This is a genomic window from Brevibacterium gallinarum (genome assembly GCF_014836885.1).
GTDB classification, from domain to species: domain Bacteria; phylum Actinomycetota; class Actinomycetes; order Actinomycetales; family Brevibacteriaceae; genus Brevibacterium; species Brevibacterium gallinarum.
The window spans coordinates 349,815-367,035 of sequence record NZ_JACSPY010000002.1 but is presented as its reverse complement, the minus strand read 5'-3'; the positions used below and the strand labels follow the sequence as shown (position 1 = coordinate 367,035).

Annotated in this window: 15 protein-coding genes; 10 read left to right on the top strand and 5 right to left on the bottom strand. The window is 66.8% G+C overall.

Annotated elements, in window-relative coordinates:
• Positions 1-50 precede the first annotated feature (50 nt).
• From H9634_RS03825 to H9634_RS03810, 4 genes are all read right to left on the bottom strand, one after another.
• Positions 51-1,901: a dipeptide ABC transporter ATP-binding protein gene (locus H9634_RS03825; RefSeq protein WP_191725446.1), complete on the bottom strand. Its 1,851-nt coding sequence runs from the start codon at positions 1,899-1,901 to the stop codon at positions 51-53.
• Entirely contained in the window at positions 1,898-3,034 is a 1,137-nt protein-coding gene (locus H9634_RS03820; RefSeq protein ID WP_191725445.1) for an ABC transporter permease, read from the bottom strand. Before H9634_RS03820 ends, H9634_RS03825 begins: the two co-directional genes overlap by 4 nt.
• Entirely contained in the window at positions 3,034-4,125 is a 1,092-nt protein-coding gene (locus H9634_RS03815; protein ID WP_191725444.1) for an ABC transporter permease, read from the bottom strand. Before H9634_RS03815 ends, H9634_RS03820 begins: the two co-directional genes overlap by 1 nt.
• A 140-nt stretch (positions 4,126-4,265) precedes the next feature.
• On the bottom strand, positions 4,266-5,903 hold the full coding sequence (locus tag H9634_RS03810; protein WP_191725443.1) for an ABC transporter substrate-binding protein: 1,638 nt from the start codon (positions 5,901-5,903) through the stop codon (positions 4,266-4,268).
• Between the two features lie 372 nt (positions 5,904-6,275).
• Here H9634_RS03810 and H9634_RS03805 point away from each other — a divergent pair, with 372 nt between their 5' ends.
• Positions 6,276-7,838: an alanine/glycine:cation symporter family protein gene (locus H9634_RS03805; RefSeq protein ID WP_191725442.1), complete on the top strand. Its 1,563-nt coding sequence runs from the start codon at positions 6,276-6,278 to the stop codon at positions 7,836-7,838.
• Between the two features lie 135 nt (positions 7,839-7,973).
• Here H9634_RS03805 and H9634_RS14985 read toward each other — a convergent pair whose 3' ends face one another.
• On the bottom strand, positions 7,974-8,270 hold the full coding sequence (locus tag H9634_RS14985) for a transposase (protein WP_225210538.1): 297 nt from the start codon (positions 8,268-8,270) through the stop codon (positions 7,974-7,976).
• On the opposite strand from H9634_RS14985, the gene H9634_RS14425 reads away from it, so the two are divergent.
• From H9634_RS14425 to H9634_RS03760, 9 genes are all read left to right on the top strand, one after another.
• Positions 8,163-8,411, top strand: coding sequence for a hypothetical protein (locus H9634_RS14425; RefSeq protein ID WP_225210588.1), 249 nt, complete (start codon positions 8,163-8,165; stop codon positions 8,409-8,411). The genes H9634_RS14985 and H9634_RS14425 overlap by 108 nt on opposite strands.
• A gap of 14 nt (positions 8,412-8,425) precedes the next feature.
• Entirely contained in the window at positions 8,426-8,686 is a 261-nt protein-coding gene (locus H9634_RS03795) for a hypothetical protein (RefSeq protein ID WP_191725441.1), read from the top strand.
• A gap of 432 nt (positions 8,687-9,118) precedes the next feature.
• A complete protein-coding gene (locus H9634_RS03790) occupies positions 9,119-9,694 on the top strand; it encodes an isochorismatase family protein (protein WP_225210537.1) in 576 nt (191 codons plus the stop codon).
• A complete protein-coding gene (locus H9634_RS03785) occupies positions 9,691-10,509 on the top strand; it encodes an SDR family oxidoreductase (RefSeq protein ID WP_191725439.1) in 819 nt (272 codons plus the stop codon). Before H9634_RS03790 ends, H9634_RS03785 begins: the two co-directional genes overlap by 4 nt.
• Positions 10,506-11,708 carry an isochorismate synthase gene (locus H9634_RS03780; protein WP_191725438.1) on the top strand — a complete coding sequence of 401 codons (1,203 nt, stop codon included), beginning with the start codon at positions 10,506-10,508 and terminating at the stop codon, positions 11,706-11,708. The genes H9634_RS03785 and H9634_RS03780 overlap by 4 nt, the downstream gene beginning before the upstream one ends.
• Positions 11,705-14,980, top strand: a complete 3,276-nt coding sequence (locus H9634_RS03775) for a SidA/IucD/PvdA family monooxygenase (protein WP_191725437.1) — start codon at positions 11,705-11,707, stop codon at positions 14,978-14,980. The genes H9634_RS03780 and H9634_RS03775 overlap by 4 nt, the downstream gene beginning before the upstream one ends.
• Positions 14,977-15,921, top strand: coding sequence for an ABC transporter ATP-binding protein (locus tag H9634_RS03770; RefSeq protein ID WP_191725436.1), 945 nt, complete (start codon positions 14,977-14,979; stop codon positions 15,919-15,921). Before H9634_RS03775 ends, H9634_RS03770 begins: the two co-directional genes overlap by 4 nt.
• Entirely contained in the window at positions 15,918-16,160 is a 243-nt protein-coding gene (locus H9634_RS03765; RefSeq protein WP_191725435.1) for a phosphopantetheine-binding protein, read from the top strand. The genes H9634_RS03770 and H9634_RS03765 overlap by 4 nt, the downstream gene beginning before the upstream one ends.
• Positions 16,161-16,223: 63 nt before the next feature.
• The gene (locus H9634_RS03760) at positions 16,224-17,216 is read left to right on the top strand and encodes an ABC transporter substrate-binding protein (RefSeq protein WP_191725434.1); all 993 of its coding nucleotides are present in this window, start codon (positions 16,224-16,226) and stop codon (positions 17,214-17,216) included.
• The last annotated feature ends 5 nt before the right edge of the window (positions 17,217-17,221 follow it).

The window sequence follows — 17,221 nt, the reverse complement described above, 5'->3', positions numbered from 1 at the left end:
GAGGATCCGAGCCCCACAGGCCCCACAGGCCCCACAGGCCCACCCTTCTCCTACACGCGGGCGCGGATCTCGCGGGCGAGTTCGCGGCGCTTGGCCTGCTCGACGGGGTCGGGCACGGGCAGCGAGGCGATGAGCTTGCGGGTGTAGTCGTGCTGCGGGCTGCCGAGCACCTGCGCGCCGGTGCCCTCTTCGAGCAGGCGGCCGTGGAAGAGCACGCCGATGCGGTCGGAGAGCATGTCGACGACGGCGAGGTCGTGGCTGATGAACAGTGCGGCGTAGTGGAACCGCTCCTGCAGCTCGGCGAAGAGCTCGAGCACGCGCGCCTGGACGGACACGTCGAGGGCGCTGGTGGGCTCGTCGGCGATGAGCAGCTCGGGGTTGAGCGCGATGCCGCGGGCGAGCGAGGCGCGCTGGCGCTGACCGCCGGAGAGCTCGTGCGGGTACCGTTCGGCGTAGGCCTCGGGCAGCTGGACGGCTTCGAGCAGCTCGCGGGTGCGCTGGCGGCGGTCGTGAGCGGACATGTCCGGCTGGTGCACGGCGATCGGCTCAGCGACGCACTCGCCGATGCTCAGGTGCGGGTTGAAGGACGCCGCCGGGTCCTGGAAGACGAATCCGATGCGCTTGCGCAGCGGCTTGAACTTCCGCTCCTTGAACCCGACCATCTCGTGGCCGAACACGGTGAGCGAGCCGCCGGTGGCCTTCGTCAGTCCGGCGATCGCACGCCCGATGGTCGTCTTGCCGGAGCCGGACTCGCCGACCATACCGAACACCTCACCAGGGCGGATCTCGAAGCTGACCCCGTCAACGGCGGTGAAGTCGGGCTTGCCGATGCCGCCGGGGTAGACGATCTCCAGGTTTCGGGCCACGACGATCGGTGCGGCGTCCGGGCGGGTGCGCCCCGCCTCGGCTCCGGTGGCCACCCCCGAGGCGGTGGCCGACCCAGCAGCCCCGGCCCCCGACGCGCGGGCAACCGTATCAGCACCGGCTCCCGTACCGCGGGCCGCCTCGGCATCCAGCCCGCCGGCTTTGCGCTCGGACACCGAGGTCAGACGGGGCACGGCGGCGAGCAGACTGCGCGTGTAGTCCTCGCGAGGCTCGGCGAAGAGTGTCTGCACATCGGCGGTCTCGACGAGGTCGCCGCGGTACATGACGGCCACGCGGTCGGCGAGGTCGGCGACGACGCCCATGTTGTGGGTGATGAGCACGATCGCGGTGTCCATCTCATCGCGCAGATCGCGCAGCAGGTCGAGGATCTCGGCCTGCACGGTGACGTCGAGGGCGGTGGTCGGCTCGTCGGCGATGATGAGCTTCGCCCCGAGCGCGAGCGCCATCGCGATGACGATGCGCTGCTTCTGGCCGCCGGAGAACTGGTGCGGGTAGTAGTCGTAGCGCTCAGACGCGTTGGGGATGCCGACCTTCTCCATCGCCTCGACGACGCGGGCGCGCAGCTCCTTCCGGTTCATCTTGGGATTGTGCACGCGCAGGCCCTCGGCGATCTGCCAGCCGACGGTGAACACGGGGTTGAGGGCGGTCGAAGGCTCCTGGAACACCATCGAGGCGGACCTGCCGCGCAGTTCGCGCAGCTGCTCGCGACTGGCGGTCACGACGTCGGCGCCGGAGACGACGATCGCCCCGCCGACGGTCGCGGTCTCCGGCAGCAGGCGCAGGATCGACTTGGCGGTCACGGTCTTGCCGGAGCCGGATTCGCCGACGATCGCAAGCACTTCGCCGGGTGCGACGGCGAGCGAGAGGTCGTTGACGGCGTGCACGTCACCGCCGTCGGTGGCGAAGGTGATGTCGAGGTCCTCGATGCTAAGCAGCGGCTCGCGTCCCGTGCCCGAGGCGGTGGCCCCGTGGCCGCCGCCGGCACCAGTGGCTGGGGTGTGGCTGTCGTCTGTCATGCGTTCTCCACCTTCTTTGCGCGGGCCTTCTTCCTGCGCACGCGCAGCCGGGGGTCGTTGAGGTCGTTGATGGACTCGCCGACGAGCGTGATGCCCAGCACCGTCATGACGATGGCGGTGCCGGGGAACACGGAGGTCCACCAGATGCCGGAGGTGACGTCGGCCAGTGCTTTGTTCAGGTCATATCCCCACTCGGAGGCCGAGGTCGGCTCGATGCCGAAGCCGAGGAAGCCGAGGGCTGCCAGGGTGAGGATCGCCTCGGAGGCGTTGAGCGTGAAGATGAGCGGCAGATTGCGGGTGGCGTTGCGGTAGATGTGGCGGGCCACGATCCGCGTCTTCGACACGCCGATGACCTGGGCAGCCTCGACGAAGGGCTCGGCCTTCAGCCGCACGGTCTCGGCGCGTACCACCCGGAAGTACTGTGGGATGAACACGACGGTGATCGAGATCGCTGCGGCGAACACGCCGCCGATGACGTTGGACTGCCCGCCGGAGATGACAATCGTCATGACAATCGCCAGCAGCAGAGTCGGGAAAGCGTAGATGGCATCGGCGACGACGACGAGGATCCTATCGAGCCAGCCGCCGATGTAGCCGGAGACGAGCCCGAGGATGACGCCGAGGAAGATCGACATGAGCACGGCGACGACGATGACGAACACGGCCGTACGCGCGCCCCAGATGACGCGGGAGAGCACGTCGAATCCACCGACGGTGGTGCCCCATGAGTGCTTGGAGCTCGGCGGCTGCTGGGCGCCGAAGCGCCCGGCCTCGTCGGCAAGCTGATTGAACCCGTAGGGGGCCAGCAGCGGGGCGAGCAGGGCGGTCAGCAGCACGATCGCGCACATGACGAGGCCTGCGATGAGCATGCCGCGCTGCAGCCCGACGGACTGCTTAAGGTGGCTGATGACCGGCACCCGCGAAGTCCAATGCCGCTGCGAGCCGCCGGTCCCCGCGCCCGAGGCGCCGGTCTGGCCGGTCCCCGCGCCCGAGGCGCCGCCGGTCTGGCCGGTCCCCGCGCCCGAGGCGCCGGTCTGGCCGGTCCCTGCGCCCGAGGCGCCGGCTGCGCGGGCACCGGTGGCGGCGTGTGCGCTGCCGGTGCTGTCGTTCGTGCGATCGGTTGGGTGGGTCATCAGTACCTCACTCGCGGGTCGATGAGGGCGGCGATGATGTCGACGATGAAGTTCGTCACCGCGACGATGACGGCGAGCATCACGACGATGCCCTGTACGGCGACGAAGTCGCGGGCGGTGAGATAGTGGGCGAGCTGGAAGCCCAGTCCCTTCCATTCGAACGTCGTCTCCGTCAGCACCGCACCGGCGAGCATGAGCGCGATCTGCATGCCCATGACGGTGATGATCGGGATGAGGGCCGGCCGGTAGGCGTGGCGAGTCACGAGCCGGAACTCGGAGACGCCTCGGGAGCGGCCGGATTCGATGTACTGCTGGCCGAGTGTGCCGATGAGGTTGGTGCGCACGAGGCGGAGGAAGGTGCCGCCGGTGAGCAGGCCGAGTGCGATCGCCGGCAGCACGGCGTGGCTCATGACGTCGGTGAAGGCGGCCATGTCGCCGATCCGCAGCGCGTCGATGAAGTAGATGCGGGTGGGTGCGACCACGCCGCCCATAACGAGTTCAGTCGAGGAGCTTGCACGGCCGGCGATCGGCAGGATCGGGAAGATCACCCCGAAGATGAGCTTGAGGATGAGGCCGGCGAAGAACACCGGGGTGGCGTAGCCGAGGATGGCGAGCACGCGCAGGGTGGCGTCGGGCCAGGTGTCGCGGAAGCGGGCGGCGATCATGCCGAGCGGGATGCCGAGCAGCAGCGCGACGATGAGCGCGAAGAACACGAGCTCCAGCGTCGCGGCCCCGTAGGTCATGAGGATCGAGGTGACCGGGCGGTTGTCCGACAGGGTGGTGCCGAAGTCGCCGCGCAGCATGTTTCCGAGGTATTCGAAGTACTGCACGAGCAGCGGCCGGTCGTAACCGGCGGCGGCGACGCGCTCGGCCAGCTGCGCCTGGGTCAGGCGCCCGCCGAGGGCGGCGGTGATCGGGTCACCGGTGATGCGCATGAGGAAGAACACCAGTGTGGTGAGGATCCACACGGTCGGGATGATGAGCAGGAACCGGATGAGGATGTACCTCCCCAGGCCGGATCCGGAGCTGCGTTTGGCCGTCTTCGCCGCTGGATCCTCAGCGAGATCGGGCACCTGGACGCTTGCGGTCATGGACTCACATTTCGTGGGTTGGGAACTGGGTGGTTCTGGTCTCCGCCGCCGAGGCGTCTCTCGCCTCCCGGCAGACCGGAGCCGAGGCGGGGGTCTGGTGGGATCCCCGCCTCGGCTGCGGTGCGCGGTTCAGTCGGGCGTCACTTCTCCAACAGCGCCAGGCGGAACTGGAAGGACGGGTCGAGGGTCTCGTCGACGCCCTTGACGTCCTTGCCGGCGACGGCGATCTGGTTGCCCTGCAGCAGCGGCAGGGTCGGCAGATCTTCGCCGATGATGTCCTGCGCCTTGCCGAGCTCCTCAGCGCGCTTGCCCTCGTCGGCCTCGGAGCCCTGCTCCTTGAGCAGCTCGTTGAGCTCGTCGTTGGTGTAGTGGTTGGCGAGGAACGACGGGTTCTCCTCGGTGTTGTAGAAGAACGGCACGAGGTAGTTGTCACCGTCGGCGTAGTCCGGGAACCAGCCGAGCTGGTACATCGGGTAGACGTCGGCGCTGCGGTCCTCGGCGTACTTGACCCATTCGGTGGACTGCAGGTCGACGGTGAACAGGTCGGTGGACTCCAGCTGGTCCTTGATGAGCGCGTACTCATCACCGGACGACGGGCCGTAGTGATCGGGGTTGTACTGCAGCTTCAGCTCCACCGGGGTCTCAACACCGGCGTCCTCGAGGCGCTTCTTGGCCTTCTCAACATCAGCGCCGCCGTTGCCGTCGCCGTACATCTCCTTGAGCGATTCCTTCGCCGCCGGCAGCTCGGTGGGCATGTGCGAGTACAGCGGGGTGTAGGTGCCCTTGTAGACCTGTTCGGAAACGGCCTCACGGTCGATCGAATCGGCCATCGCCTGCCGGACGGCGAGCGCCTTGTCCTCATCGGCTTCGTCGGTCTTGGCACCGAAGGGCATGGTGTCGAAGTTGAAGACGATGTAGCGGATCTCGCCGCCGGGGCCCTGGTGGACGTCGACGCTGTCGCTGCCTTCGAGGTCTTCGATGTCCGTGGCCGACAGCGAGCGCCAGGCCACATCGATCTGACCCTTCTCGACGTCGAGCTTCATGTTGTTGGCGTCGGAGTAGTAGCGCATCTGCACGTTGGACGTCTTGGCCTCGCCGAGCGCGCCCTGGTATTCGGGGTTGGCTTCATAGGCGACGAGCTCGTTGAACTGGTAGGAGCCGATCTTGTACGGGCCGCCGAAGGCGTCGCCGTCGACGATCTCGTCATCGGAGGTGATCTCGTCGGCGGAGAAGGTGTCCTCATCGACGATCGGGCCGGCCGGCCCGGCGAGCACCTGCGGGAAGATCTGGTCGTTCTCCTTGTTCAGCTTGAACTGGACCGTCAGGTCATCCGGGGTCTCAACCGATTCGAGGCTGCCGAGCAGCGAAGACGGGCCGTTGGGATCGGCGATGCCCAGCTGGCGGTCGAAGGAGAACTTCACATCCGAGGACGTCAGCTCGTTGCCGTTGGAGAACGTCAGGCCCTCCTTGAGCTTGACTTCGAAGGTCTTCGGATCAGTGAAGTCAGCCGATTCGGCGATGTCGTTCTCGATGTCGGCGGTGCCGGGCTTGTAGCTCAGCAGGAAGGGGAACACCTGCTTCATGACGAAGAAGGAGCCGTTGTCGTAGGAGCCGGCCGGGTCGAGGACGGTGACCTTGTCGGTGGTGCCGATGGTGAGCGCATCACCGGACTCGCCTTCGCCACCGCCGCCGGTGGTCGAGGTGGAGCAGGCCGACAGCACCATCGCTGCCGCGCCGAGCGCTGCGCCGGTGGCCAGCAGCTTGCGTGATCGGAACATGAACGCGCCTTTCGTCATTCAGGAGTGGAGCAGACGTCATCCTAGTGCTGCGGTGTCACGAGGCGACGGCTTGAACCATGTATATCCCAGATCGCAATCGAAGTGTGACCGTGGGCACGGGACTTCCCCGCACCTGCGGACACTCGACAGCGGATCAGGTGAGTACCAGGACGAGCGTCATGACGCCAGGGGGTCAGTGCGATTCTCAGTGAATTGACACACACCGCGGAGTGTGGCTGAATCTCTCTGTGTGATGCCGCGCACAGCGATCGTGCGCGCCGCTGCCCCCTCTCCCCTCCCGCACCCGGGACCGGAGGATCCCGCCGCCTTTCCCGAGACGGTGGCTGGGCTGATTTCCTAAGGAGTCTTTTCATGTCAGACATCATCAGTCTGCTCAACGACCTCGTCTGGTCGCCGGTGCTCGTGTACCTGTGCCTGGGCGTGGGCGTGTTCTTCACGATCCGCACGAAGGCGATCCAGATCCGCCGGATCGGCGACATCTTCGTCTACATGTTCACCGGCAAGGGCTCCTCCTCGGGAGTCTCGTCCTTCCAGGCGCTGGCCGTGTCGCTGTCCGGCCGCGTGGGCACCGGCAACATCGCCGGTGTCGCCACCGCGATCGCGCTCGGCGGGCCGGGCGCGGTGTTCTGGATGTGGATGGTCGCCCTGCTCGGCGCCTCGACGTCGTTCGTCGAGTCGACGCTCGGCCAGATCTACAAGGAGCGCGACCGCGACACCGGCGAGTACCGCGGCGGCCCGGCCTACTACCTGGCGAAGGCGTACGCGCACACGAAGGCCAAGGGCCTGTTCCAGCTCTACGGCGCGATCTTCGCCTGTGTCACGATCTTCGCGATGAGCTCGCTGCTGCCCGGCGTGCAGGCCAACGGCATCTCCTCGGCGATGGCCAACGCGTGGGGCCTGGAGCCGTGGATCCCGGCTGTGGGCATCGTCATCGTGCTCGGGTTCATCATCATCGGCGGCATCAAGCGCATCGCGAACTTCGCCTCGATCGTCGTGCCGTTCATGGCTGTCATCTACATCATCGGCGCGATCATCGTCGTCATCATCAACGCCGGCGCCATCCCCGAGGTCATCTCGCTCATCTTCTCCTCAGCCTTCGGCGTCAACGCCGCCTTCGGTGCCGTCATCGGCGAGGCTGTGGCCTGGGGCGTCAAGCGCGGCATCTACTCCAATGAGGCCGGCCAGGGCACCGGCCCACACGCCGCTGCCGCCTCAGAGGTCTCCCACCCGGCCAAGCAGGGCCTGGTGCAGGCCGGTGCGGTCTACATCGACACGCTGCTGGTGTGCACGGCAACGGCGTTCATGATCCTGTCGACCGGCATGTACCGCGTCTACGAGGGTGAGGACGGCGGCCCGCTCGTCGGTGAGGGCGGTCGTCTGCCCGAGGGTGTTGAGGCCGGTCCGGGCTATGTGCAGCACAGCTTCGACACGATTGTGCCGGGCCTGGGTGCGAGCTTCATCGCGGTCTCGCTGGCGTTCTTCGCCTTCACGACGATCGTGGCCTACTACTACATGGCCGAGACGAACCTGTCCTACCTGCTGCGCAACTCGCGCAACACGCTGCTGCGCAGCGTCCTCATGCGCCTGCTGCAGCTGGCGATCCTCGTGGCCGTCGTCATCGGTGCGGTCGGTGGTGCCGGCGATGCCTGGACGCTCGGCGACATCGGCGTCGGTCTCATGGCGTGGCTCAACATCATCGGCATCCTGCTCATCCAGGGTCCGGCGTTCAAGATCCTCAAGGACTTCGAGGCCCAGCGCAAGGCCGGCAAGGATCCGGTCTACATCCCGGAGAAGTGCCCGATCCCGGGCGCCGAGCACTGGGAGTCGGGTCTGCACATCGAGGCTCATGAGGAGGCCACCGGCCAGAAGATCGACCGGCGCACCGGCAACTTCCTCGACCTCCCGCGGCCCTGACCGCCAGATGACCTGACCAGCAGGGCGTCTGAGCAGCCGAAGCTCACCTGACCGGCGCCCCACCCCTGTACGCGGCCCCGGCAAATGGTTCTCCCATCCGCCGGGGCCGCTGCATGCAGTCCCTCTGCTGTCGGCTCACCCCCGGCACCGATTGCCTGACCATGCGTTCTCACAATCTGAATCGGACCCTTGACACACGCAGAGGCCCTCGCGACGATTATGCAAACGTTTGCACACCTGTATGCATACAAAAGGCACTGCAGGAGGGCCAGTGTTACCGGAGTCCAGATCGGCTTGGCGCATCCACTTGGTCAACGTGCCCTCATGGATGCCGAAGTCCTTAGCGACCTCAGCGATCGTGACGTCATGATCGCGTTGCTGAGCAACACGCACCACATCGTCTTTGAACTCCTTCGGGTAAGGCTTGGGCATGATGACAATCCTTCCAGGCTCGGGGTCACCGAGCCAGATCATTTGTCACCTATCCCTGCACCAGCCCCAAGGCCCGCCGGGGTCGTTGGGAAGGTTGTCTGGTCGCTCAACGTACCGTTCGGCGCGCCGACGATGGCGTAGCTATGAGTAGCGGCGTGAGTGTCGACCCCGACGACGAACCGGTAGAGATCGGCCACGACGGCGGGCAGACTGGACATGCGATGTTCTCCTCACTGATCGGGTTGGACGTCGTTGCCGGCGTCAGCCCGGGTGAGAAGTCACGACGAGGCGAGCCTGTAATGAGCCACACCACACACAAGGCAATCGCTGTGGTGGACATGCTTCTGATCAAGCCATCGTTGTGGGCCACGGGCGACGCCGGCACCCAGCGCCCGCTGGACAGATCCCGGGTATGACACCCACATGGGGTCAGACGATTCAGGAGTCACAACGAGCGCCGCGTGACTAGCACCAACCCTGCCAGCCAGCCCCAGGCCAGCCACCACCAACACTTACAGACGGTTCACATGCCAGCACTCGTGTAGGCGGTGGCGTATTTCTTGGTGATCTCGATTCTCGTGGTCATCGAAACGTCCTTGTCGGCCATGACCCCATCGTCGGCGCGCCCTGCTGCCCGGTGGAAGTGTTTCGCGGGGACTTTCTATGAGTCTCGTCGAAAGCTTGTTAGTATCGCCTTACCATGGTAAGGTAAACCTAGCCTGAGACTCACTGACCGCCACGCTTCCGAGGTTTCTACTATGCCGCTTCCTTCCATCCCGGCCTATGCACTCGATGCACACCCTGCAGCCGTCAATCGGACCGCGTGGACTCTCGAACCAGCTCGCGCCATGCTGCTTATACACGACTTGCAGAACCACTTCGTCGACGCCTTCGACCGAACCCCGTCCTCCCAGATCACACTTGCTATTGCAGCGACCGCGAATCTGGCGAGCGCGTGCCGCGCAGCCAACGTGCCGATCGTCTACACCGCTCAGCCGCCTGCACAGCATGCAGCTGACAGGAGACTGCTGACCGATTTCTGGGGCACCGGGCTCGCGACTCCGGCTGCTGCTGCGATCATCGACGAACTCGCACCCAAACCTGATGACATCGTGCTGACGAAGTGGCGGTACTCGGCCTTCCACCGCACGGATCTGCTCGATCGTCTGCGCAACCACGACCGCGATCAGCTCATCATCACCGGCGTCTATTCACACATCGGCTGTCTTACCACAGCGCTCAACGCCTTCATGCACGACATCAAGGTGTTCTTCGTCGCCGACGCCCAGGCAGACTTCAGCGCCGCTGACCACCAGATGGCCCTCGACTACGTGGGGACCCGCTGCGGGCAGGTGACAGTGAGCGCAGAGGTGCTTGACGCTCTCGCCCGCGTCCGACCGATGTCAGGCGCTGTGAAGGTATGACCGTCCGCCCTGCCACTTCGCCCACCTCCGCCATCGTCGTCTCCGGAGCGGCACGAGGGATCGGGCGAGCACTGACCGAGTTGCTCACCTCCGCAGCCGAACTCCAACAGGGCACCACTGTTCTCGCCGTCGATTCCGCCTGGACCGCAGCAGACCTCAATGCCCCGAGCCGGGCGAAGCGTCACTGCCTCGACGTCGCTGATGCCGAGGCAGTCGCTGAGTTCTTCACTCAGCTAGCCGCAGCGTACCGGCTGAGAGCGCTTGCCAATGTGGCCGGAGTGCTCGTCACCGGTGAGGCGGTGGATCTGAGCCGCGCAGACATCGACCGGCTCGTCAGCGTCAACCTCACTGGTGTCATCCAGATGTCCACGGCAGCTGCTCGCACGATGCTTGCCCAGCAGCCCACGCCGGATGGGGACGGCACCAGCATTGGCACCGACCGATCGATCCTCACCATTGCGTCGAATGCCGGAAGCGTGCCGCGCGCCGGCTTCGCCGCCTACGGTGCGTCAAAAGCCGCTGCCGCGCACTTCACGCGCAGCCTCGGATTGGAACTCGGTAACGCCGGTATTCGATGCAATGTCGTCAACCCGGGCACCACCAGGACAGACATGGTTGCAGGGCTATGGGACGGTCACGACCGCACCGCCGAGGCGATCGCCGGCGACCCCAGCCGGTTCCGGACCGGAATTCCTCTCGGACGCATCGCCGAACCCGCCGACATCGCCCGGGTCGCAGCCTTCTTGCTCAGCGATGCCGCCTGCCACGTCACTGCCGCAGAGCTCACCGTCGACGGAGGTGCGACAACCCCATGACAACGACCACCATCACTCCGGCCTCCGCCGCTGGCGGCACGCTGCCGATCCGGGCAGACAACCAAGCCTCGGACACCTCCATCCCGGACTTCTCCTTCGCGGCACAGGGCTGGACCCTGCGGGCACACGGCGGGCAGCTTCTCACCCCGGTGTTCGCCGACGGCGATACGCAGGTTGCCGATGCCGTGACGGAAATGCTGACGGCGGCCACGAAACGATCCGGTCGAGCGCATATCGTCTGCGGGCTCATTCCTTTCGACACCTCTGAACCGGCCTGTCTGCGGCTTACAGACGATGTTACCCTCACCCCGCGCCGAATCCCGCTACCCGCGCAGACCCGCCGACCAGCTGACAGTGCCGGCACCCCGCACGACCAGGCAGCAGTGCCGGACTCACCGCACTACCGGACGGCAGTCAGCCAGGCATTGGAGCACATCGCGGCCGGACGGGTTGAGAAGGTCGTCCTCGCCCGCAGAATGCGCCTACCTCTGGCTGAGCAGCTGACCCCGGTGCAGGCCCTCACCGCACTGCTGCACCGCCTCAATGCCGCCAATCCCACCGCTGACGTCTTCCACGCCCGTCTGCCGCATGAGCAGTACTGGATTGGTGCGAGCCCGGAGGTCGTCGCCGATGTCCACAACGGGACCCTCATGACCCATCCGCTGGCTGGATCGCGGCCCCGGCTGGCCGGTCAGCGGGCGCCGGGACCGGAGTTCTGCACCGCTGGGAAGGATCTGCGCGAACACGCCTACGTCGTCGATCACATCCGTGCGGCGCTGGCCGACCTGACCGAGCATCTCTCCAGCCCAGCCGCACCAGAGCTGTTCGCCACCGACTGCATGTGGCATCTGGGCACGCGCATCACCGGCAGGCTCACCCCCGGTGTGTCCGCCCTGGCCGCAGCGCTGGCCCTGCACCCGACTCCGGCTGTCTGCGGGTCCCCTGCAGCGGCTGCGGCTGATCTCATTACCGAGCTCGAACAGCACCGGCGCGGGTTCTACTCCGGGCTGGTCGGCTGGACGGACGCCCACGGCAACGGCCGGTGGTCACTGGTGCTGCGCTCGGCTCAGCTGAGCCCGACACGGCTGACACTTCACGCCGGCGCCGGGATCGTCGCCGGCTCGGATCCGGCTGCCGAGCATGCCGAGACGGCAGCGAAGTTCGGCACCATGCTCGCCGCGGCGGAAGGACTGCGATGACCCAGCACGCACAGCAGGACAGCGGTAGGCGGCCCACCCTGCCGGCACACCTCGGCCCACCGACACCGGACCCGCTGGACCCGGATTTCCTGCGCCACCCCGCTGCCCAGGCCGAGGTGTACATCGCCGCTGGGCTGTGGGGAGACCAGCGGCTGGATGAGGTGCTGCTCGCCGCGGCAGCAGAGGCGGATGCGGCCGACCGCCCGGCGATCACCGACGCATCGATGAGCATCACGCACGCTCAGCTGCCCGGTCTCGTTTCAGCCACCGCCGCCCAGCTGCGCGCGCACGGCATCGAATCCGGCACCCGCGTCGTGCTGCACCTGCCCGACAGTCCCAACCTCATCGTCACCGCCATCGCGCTGCTGCAGATCGGCGCCATCCCGGTCTTCGCGCTGCCGGCCCACCGGGTGCAGGAGATCACCCACTTCGCCACCGTCGCACGCGCCACCGTCCATCTGCTCGGACCGCTGCCGGGCCTGTCGTCTGCCGCTGCTGCGGATCTCACCGCTGCCGTCGAATCCGTAGTGCCGGGACTGCGGACCGTGGCCTGGGGAGACGATCACCTGCACCCAGCCACCGCCGCGGGGGCGGCCGCAGTTGCGGTTGCGGCAGGTCTGCCAACCACCGCCTCGGGCACGGCGAACACGCGACCGGCCACCAGTGCTGCCGATCTCGCGTTCTTCCAGCTCTCCGGGGGCACGACCGGGGCCTCGAAGCTCATTCCGCGCGCCCACCGGGAGTACATCTACTCGTTCCTGCGCTCCAACACCGTGTGCGGATTCGACGCCGCGACCGCGCTGCTGCCCGCGGTGCCGCTGGCCCACAACTTCCCCATGTCCTCACCCGGCTGGATGGGCGCACTCGCCGCCGGTGGGCACGTCGTCATCCCTCCGGCTGTCGATGCGCACAGCGTGTTCGCCGCCGTCGGCGCACATCGTGTCACCCACATCCAGGCCGTCCCACCGCTGGTGCACAGCTGGCTCGACTCCGGGCTGCGTCCACCGGCCGGTCTGCAGCGGATCCTCATCGGCGGGGCGCGGCTGGCCGAATCGACCGCCCGGCGGGTCAGCGCCGAACTCGCACCCCTGCAGCAGGTCTACGGGATGGCCGAGGGCCTCGTGTGCTACACACCGCTGGACGGATCTGCCGATCTGATCGCCACCACCCAGGGCCGGCCGATGTCGCCGGCCGATGAGGTACGCGTCGTCGATGCCGACGGCTGCGTAGTGCCGACCGGTGAGACCGGGGAGCTGCTCGTGCGCGGGCCCTACACGATCCCCGGCTACTATGCGGCCCCGCAGGTCAATGCCGCATCGTTCACCGCCGACGGGTTCTTCCGCACCAGTGACCTCGTGCGCTGTTCACCCGACGGCGATATCAGCGTCGTCGGCCGAGTCAAGGAGCAGATCAATCGCGGGGGCGAGAAGATCGCCCCCGCCGAGGTCGAATCCCTGCTCATGCGCCACCCCGGAGTGTCCGATGCACGGGTGCGCGGAGCTGCAGACCCGGTGCTCGGCGAACGCGTCGAAGCCCACATCGTGCCGCGGCCCGGCTGGGAGGATGCGCTCAGCTCCCGCGTGCTGCGCAGACATCTGCGCGACATCTCATTGGCCGACTACAAAATTCCGGAGACCTTCACCCTCGTGACCGAACTGCCCCAAACCCCCGTTGGAAAGATCAGCCGCACCGCTGCAGCCGCCTGCGCACCCGACGATGCCACCGTCGTCGATGTCGTGGGCGTGGGCTTCGGGCCGGCGAATATGGCGCTTGCCGCCGCACTGTCCGAGCTGCCTGCCAGTGAAGCACCCACCGCGGTGTTCCTCGACGCTGCCGCCGGCCCGCAGTGGCATGCCGGCATGCTGCTGCCCGATGCCAGCCTGCAGGTCAGCTACATCAAGGACCTCGTGACCCTGCGCAATCCCTGCTCGCAGCTGTCGTTCCTCAACTTCCTCGTCGCACACGACCGGATCCAGGACTTCTTCAACCGCGGCTCCTCCGAACCGCTGCGCGTCGAGTTCGCCGCCTACCTGCAGTGGGCTGCCGAGCAGCTGGGAGAATGGGTGCGCTACTCCCACCGGGTCACCTCCATCGAGCCGATCGCCGCTGCCGGTGACACCGCCGCCGAGGCGGTGGCCGGGGACAGTGCCGGCGCGGGCGGTGCCAGCGCTGGCAGTGAAAGCATCATCGGCTATATCGTCCGTGCCGAGACCCCGGACGGACCGCGCACCTATGTGGCCCGCGATGTGGTGCTCGCCTGCGGGCTGCAGCCCTACACTCCCGCCGAGTTCGGCATCCATGAGCGGCTCATCCACTCCGCTGACTATCTGCACCGGATCGGCACGCTGCCGATCGATGAGCAGGGCAGTGATGCACAGCCAGGTGATCGGCAGCCAGGCGATGTGTCTGAGGCAGGGCGAGCTGCCAGGACTGAGCTCGTCGTCATTGGCGGTGGGCAGTCGGGGGCTGAGGTGTGCCTTGATCTGCGGGAGCGCTTCCCCGCCGCGCGGGTGCACCTGGTGCATTCGCGTTTCGGTCTCATCCCGTCGGACGCCACGCCCTACGCCAACCGCATCTTCGACCATGCTTCCGTCGACCGGCTCTACTACGCCCCGACCGAGGTGCGCGACAGGCTCAGCGCCGTCCACCGGAACACCAACTACTCCGTCGTGCATGAGAACACCATTCAGGCTCTCTACGACGCGCAGTACGCCGACCGGTGGGCCGGTGATGAGCGGATCGTCATCCACGATGCCTCCCGGATCGAATCGATCACCGAGGCGACCGTTGCCTCGGGAACGGTGACCGGCGCCTTGGACGCAGAATCGGTCTCACAGCGAGATGGGCAGCCGCCCCGGCTCACGGTCGCCATCGGCCACGAACTCGACGGCAGCCGCACCGTCATCACCGCTGATGCGGTAGTGTCGGCCACCGGCTACCGGCCGCTGGACCCTGCCGAGCTCCTCGGACCGGCAGGCGATGAATTGCTGCGCGATGATGCCGGGCGGGTGCTGGCCACCCGGGACTACCGGCTGCAGTGGGATCGGCCGGACACCGGTCGGCTCTTCGCCCTCGGCGTCACCGGCCACCAGCATGGGATCGCTGCGACGCTGCTGTCGGACGTGGCGCTGCGCGCCGGTGAGATCACCGCAGCGCTGCTGGATACACCGGCTGAATCAGCTGCCGAGCGGACTGTGAGCGCGCACCTGCCAGCCCACCACACCGCACTGCCGGATGCCGCCCCGGTGGCTGCTGCCCATCTCACCTCATGACCGTTCTGCAGGCCACCGCACCGACGCTCAGCTGCGCTGGGATCTCTGCCGCATACGACCCGAAAGTGCCGGTGCTGCACGACATCGACGCATGCTTTGAGCCCGGCAGGTTCACCGCTGTCATCGGCCCCAACGGCAGCGGGAAGTCGACGCTGCTGTCCTGCCTGGCCCGCCAGCTGTCCTGCCAGGGCCGGATCGCGCTCGACGAAGCCGATGTGCGGCGCATGTCGCGGCGGTCCTACGCCCAGCAGGTGGCGTTTCTGCCCCAGTCACCGTTCGCACCCGAAGGGGTGAGTGTGCGCGGGCTCGTCGAACGCGGTCGGACACCGCACCGCCGGCCGTTCGCGCCGCTGAGCCGGAGTGATCATGCAGCCGCCGACGCTGCGATCGAGAGGCTGTCGCTTACCAACCTCGCGGAGCGCTCGCTGACGGATCTGTCCGGTGGGCAGCGGCAGCGTGCCTGGCTTGCCCTCGTGCTCGCTCAGGATGCCCCCGTGCTGCTGCTCGACGAACCGACCGCCTTCCTCGATCTGGCCCATCAAGCCGATCTGCTGTGTCTGGGCCGCTCGCTGGCAGCGGAGGGACGGACCGTCATTGCGGTGCTGCATGATCTCAACCTCGCGGCTGCCTTCGCCGATGATCTTCTCGTGATCGAGCACGGCCGCACTTCGGCCTTCGGTTCACCGACCGAGGTGCTCACCGCGGACCTGCTCGCCGAAACCTACGGGCTCAGCGCCGAGGTCATCGCCGACCCGCACACCGGTGCCCCTGTTGTGCTGCCGCGTACGGGCGCTGCCGGTGAGGGCAGAGTCACCGGTGCGATCGCCGGTGGCGCTGCGGTTGCCGTTGGCGGGGCTGGCGGGACTGCCGGTCGCGGCAGCGCGTCCGCTCAGCCCATCCAGACCATTCAGCCCGTAACAACCGCAGAGGAGCAACCGTGACCGCCATACCCCTCAACCGCGCCGAGGTCCTCGCGCAGCTGAGCGAAGCCGCCGACGGCGAACCTGTCACCGGGGCCGATGAGATCTTCGACCTCGGCATCGACTCGATCCGGCTCATGCGTCTGACCGATCGCTGGCGCACTGTCCGCCCGGACCTCGACTTCGCCGACATCGCCACAGCCCGCACCGTCGACGATCTGTTGGACGTTCTTGACGTCAACGAGCCGGCCGCCTCCTGAGCGGCCCCACAGACCCATCCACCACACCGCACTACACGAAACCCAACACAAAGGGAGAATGCAATGAGAGTCGCAACACGCACGGGCGTCGCACTGCTGGCAGCAGCAGCTGCGCTCGTCCTGTCAGCCTGCTCCTCCGGAGCCGGAGACGCAGCCGGGAAACAGGATGCCGACGGCCAGGGGGACGGTGCCACGAAGACCGTCGAAACCGCTTTCGGCAAGGTCGAGATGCCCACAAAGCCTAAGTCGGTTGTCGCCTTGGAGGGTGCTATCGGCCCGCTGCTGTCTGCGGGGATCACACCGAAGGCCACAGCCAGCGGTGACAATCCGGACGGGCTGCTGCCCGAGGAGTTCGAGAAGGTCAAGGACCTGCCGGCAGTGCTCGGCTCCGATGGCTGGGAGTACGAGAAGATCGCCGCGCAGAAACCGGATCTGCTCATCGGCACGGTGCGTGCCGGCAAGGACGAGAAGATCTCTCCGCAGGCCCAGGAGGAGTACAAGCGCCTCAAGGGCATTGCGCCGACGGTCATGATCCTTGCTGAAGGCGCCACCCACGCCAAGGATGCCAGCCTACAGATCTCCGAGATCGTCGGGTCCGGCGACAAGGCCAAGCAGGCCAAGGAAGAGTACGTGAAGAAGATCGACCACATCAAGGGGACCTACGACGACAAGCTCAAGGAATACACCTTCGCGCCGATCGATCATTTCGAGGGGAACGTCTCGGTCTACACGAGGATTTCGTGGCTCGGCGGCATCATCACCGATATGGGCGGAAAGCTCGATCCGGTGTCTGCCGGGATCACGGACCGCAACGGCACGGATCTGTCGACCGAGCAGCTGACGAAGCTCAGCGACAAGTCCATCATCCTTACCGAGATGGGCCTTGACGGCAAACCCGGTGCCGGTGCTGCCGAACTCGCAGGCGTGCCCACCTATCAGCAGCTGCCTTCGGTCAAAGCCGGCCATGCGTTCGGTGTGAAGTACTTCTTCCCGGACCGCTATGAAACCGCCAACATCGTTCTCGACCAGCTCGAGGACATCCTCAAGAAGGTCTGAGGCTG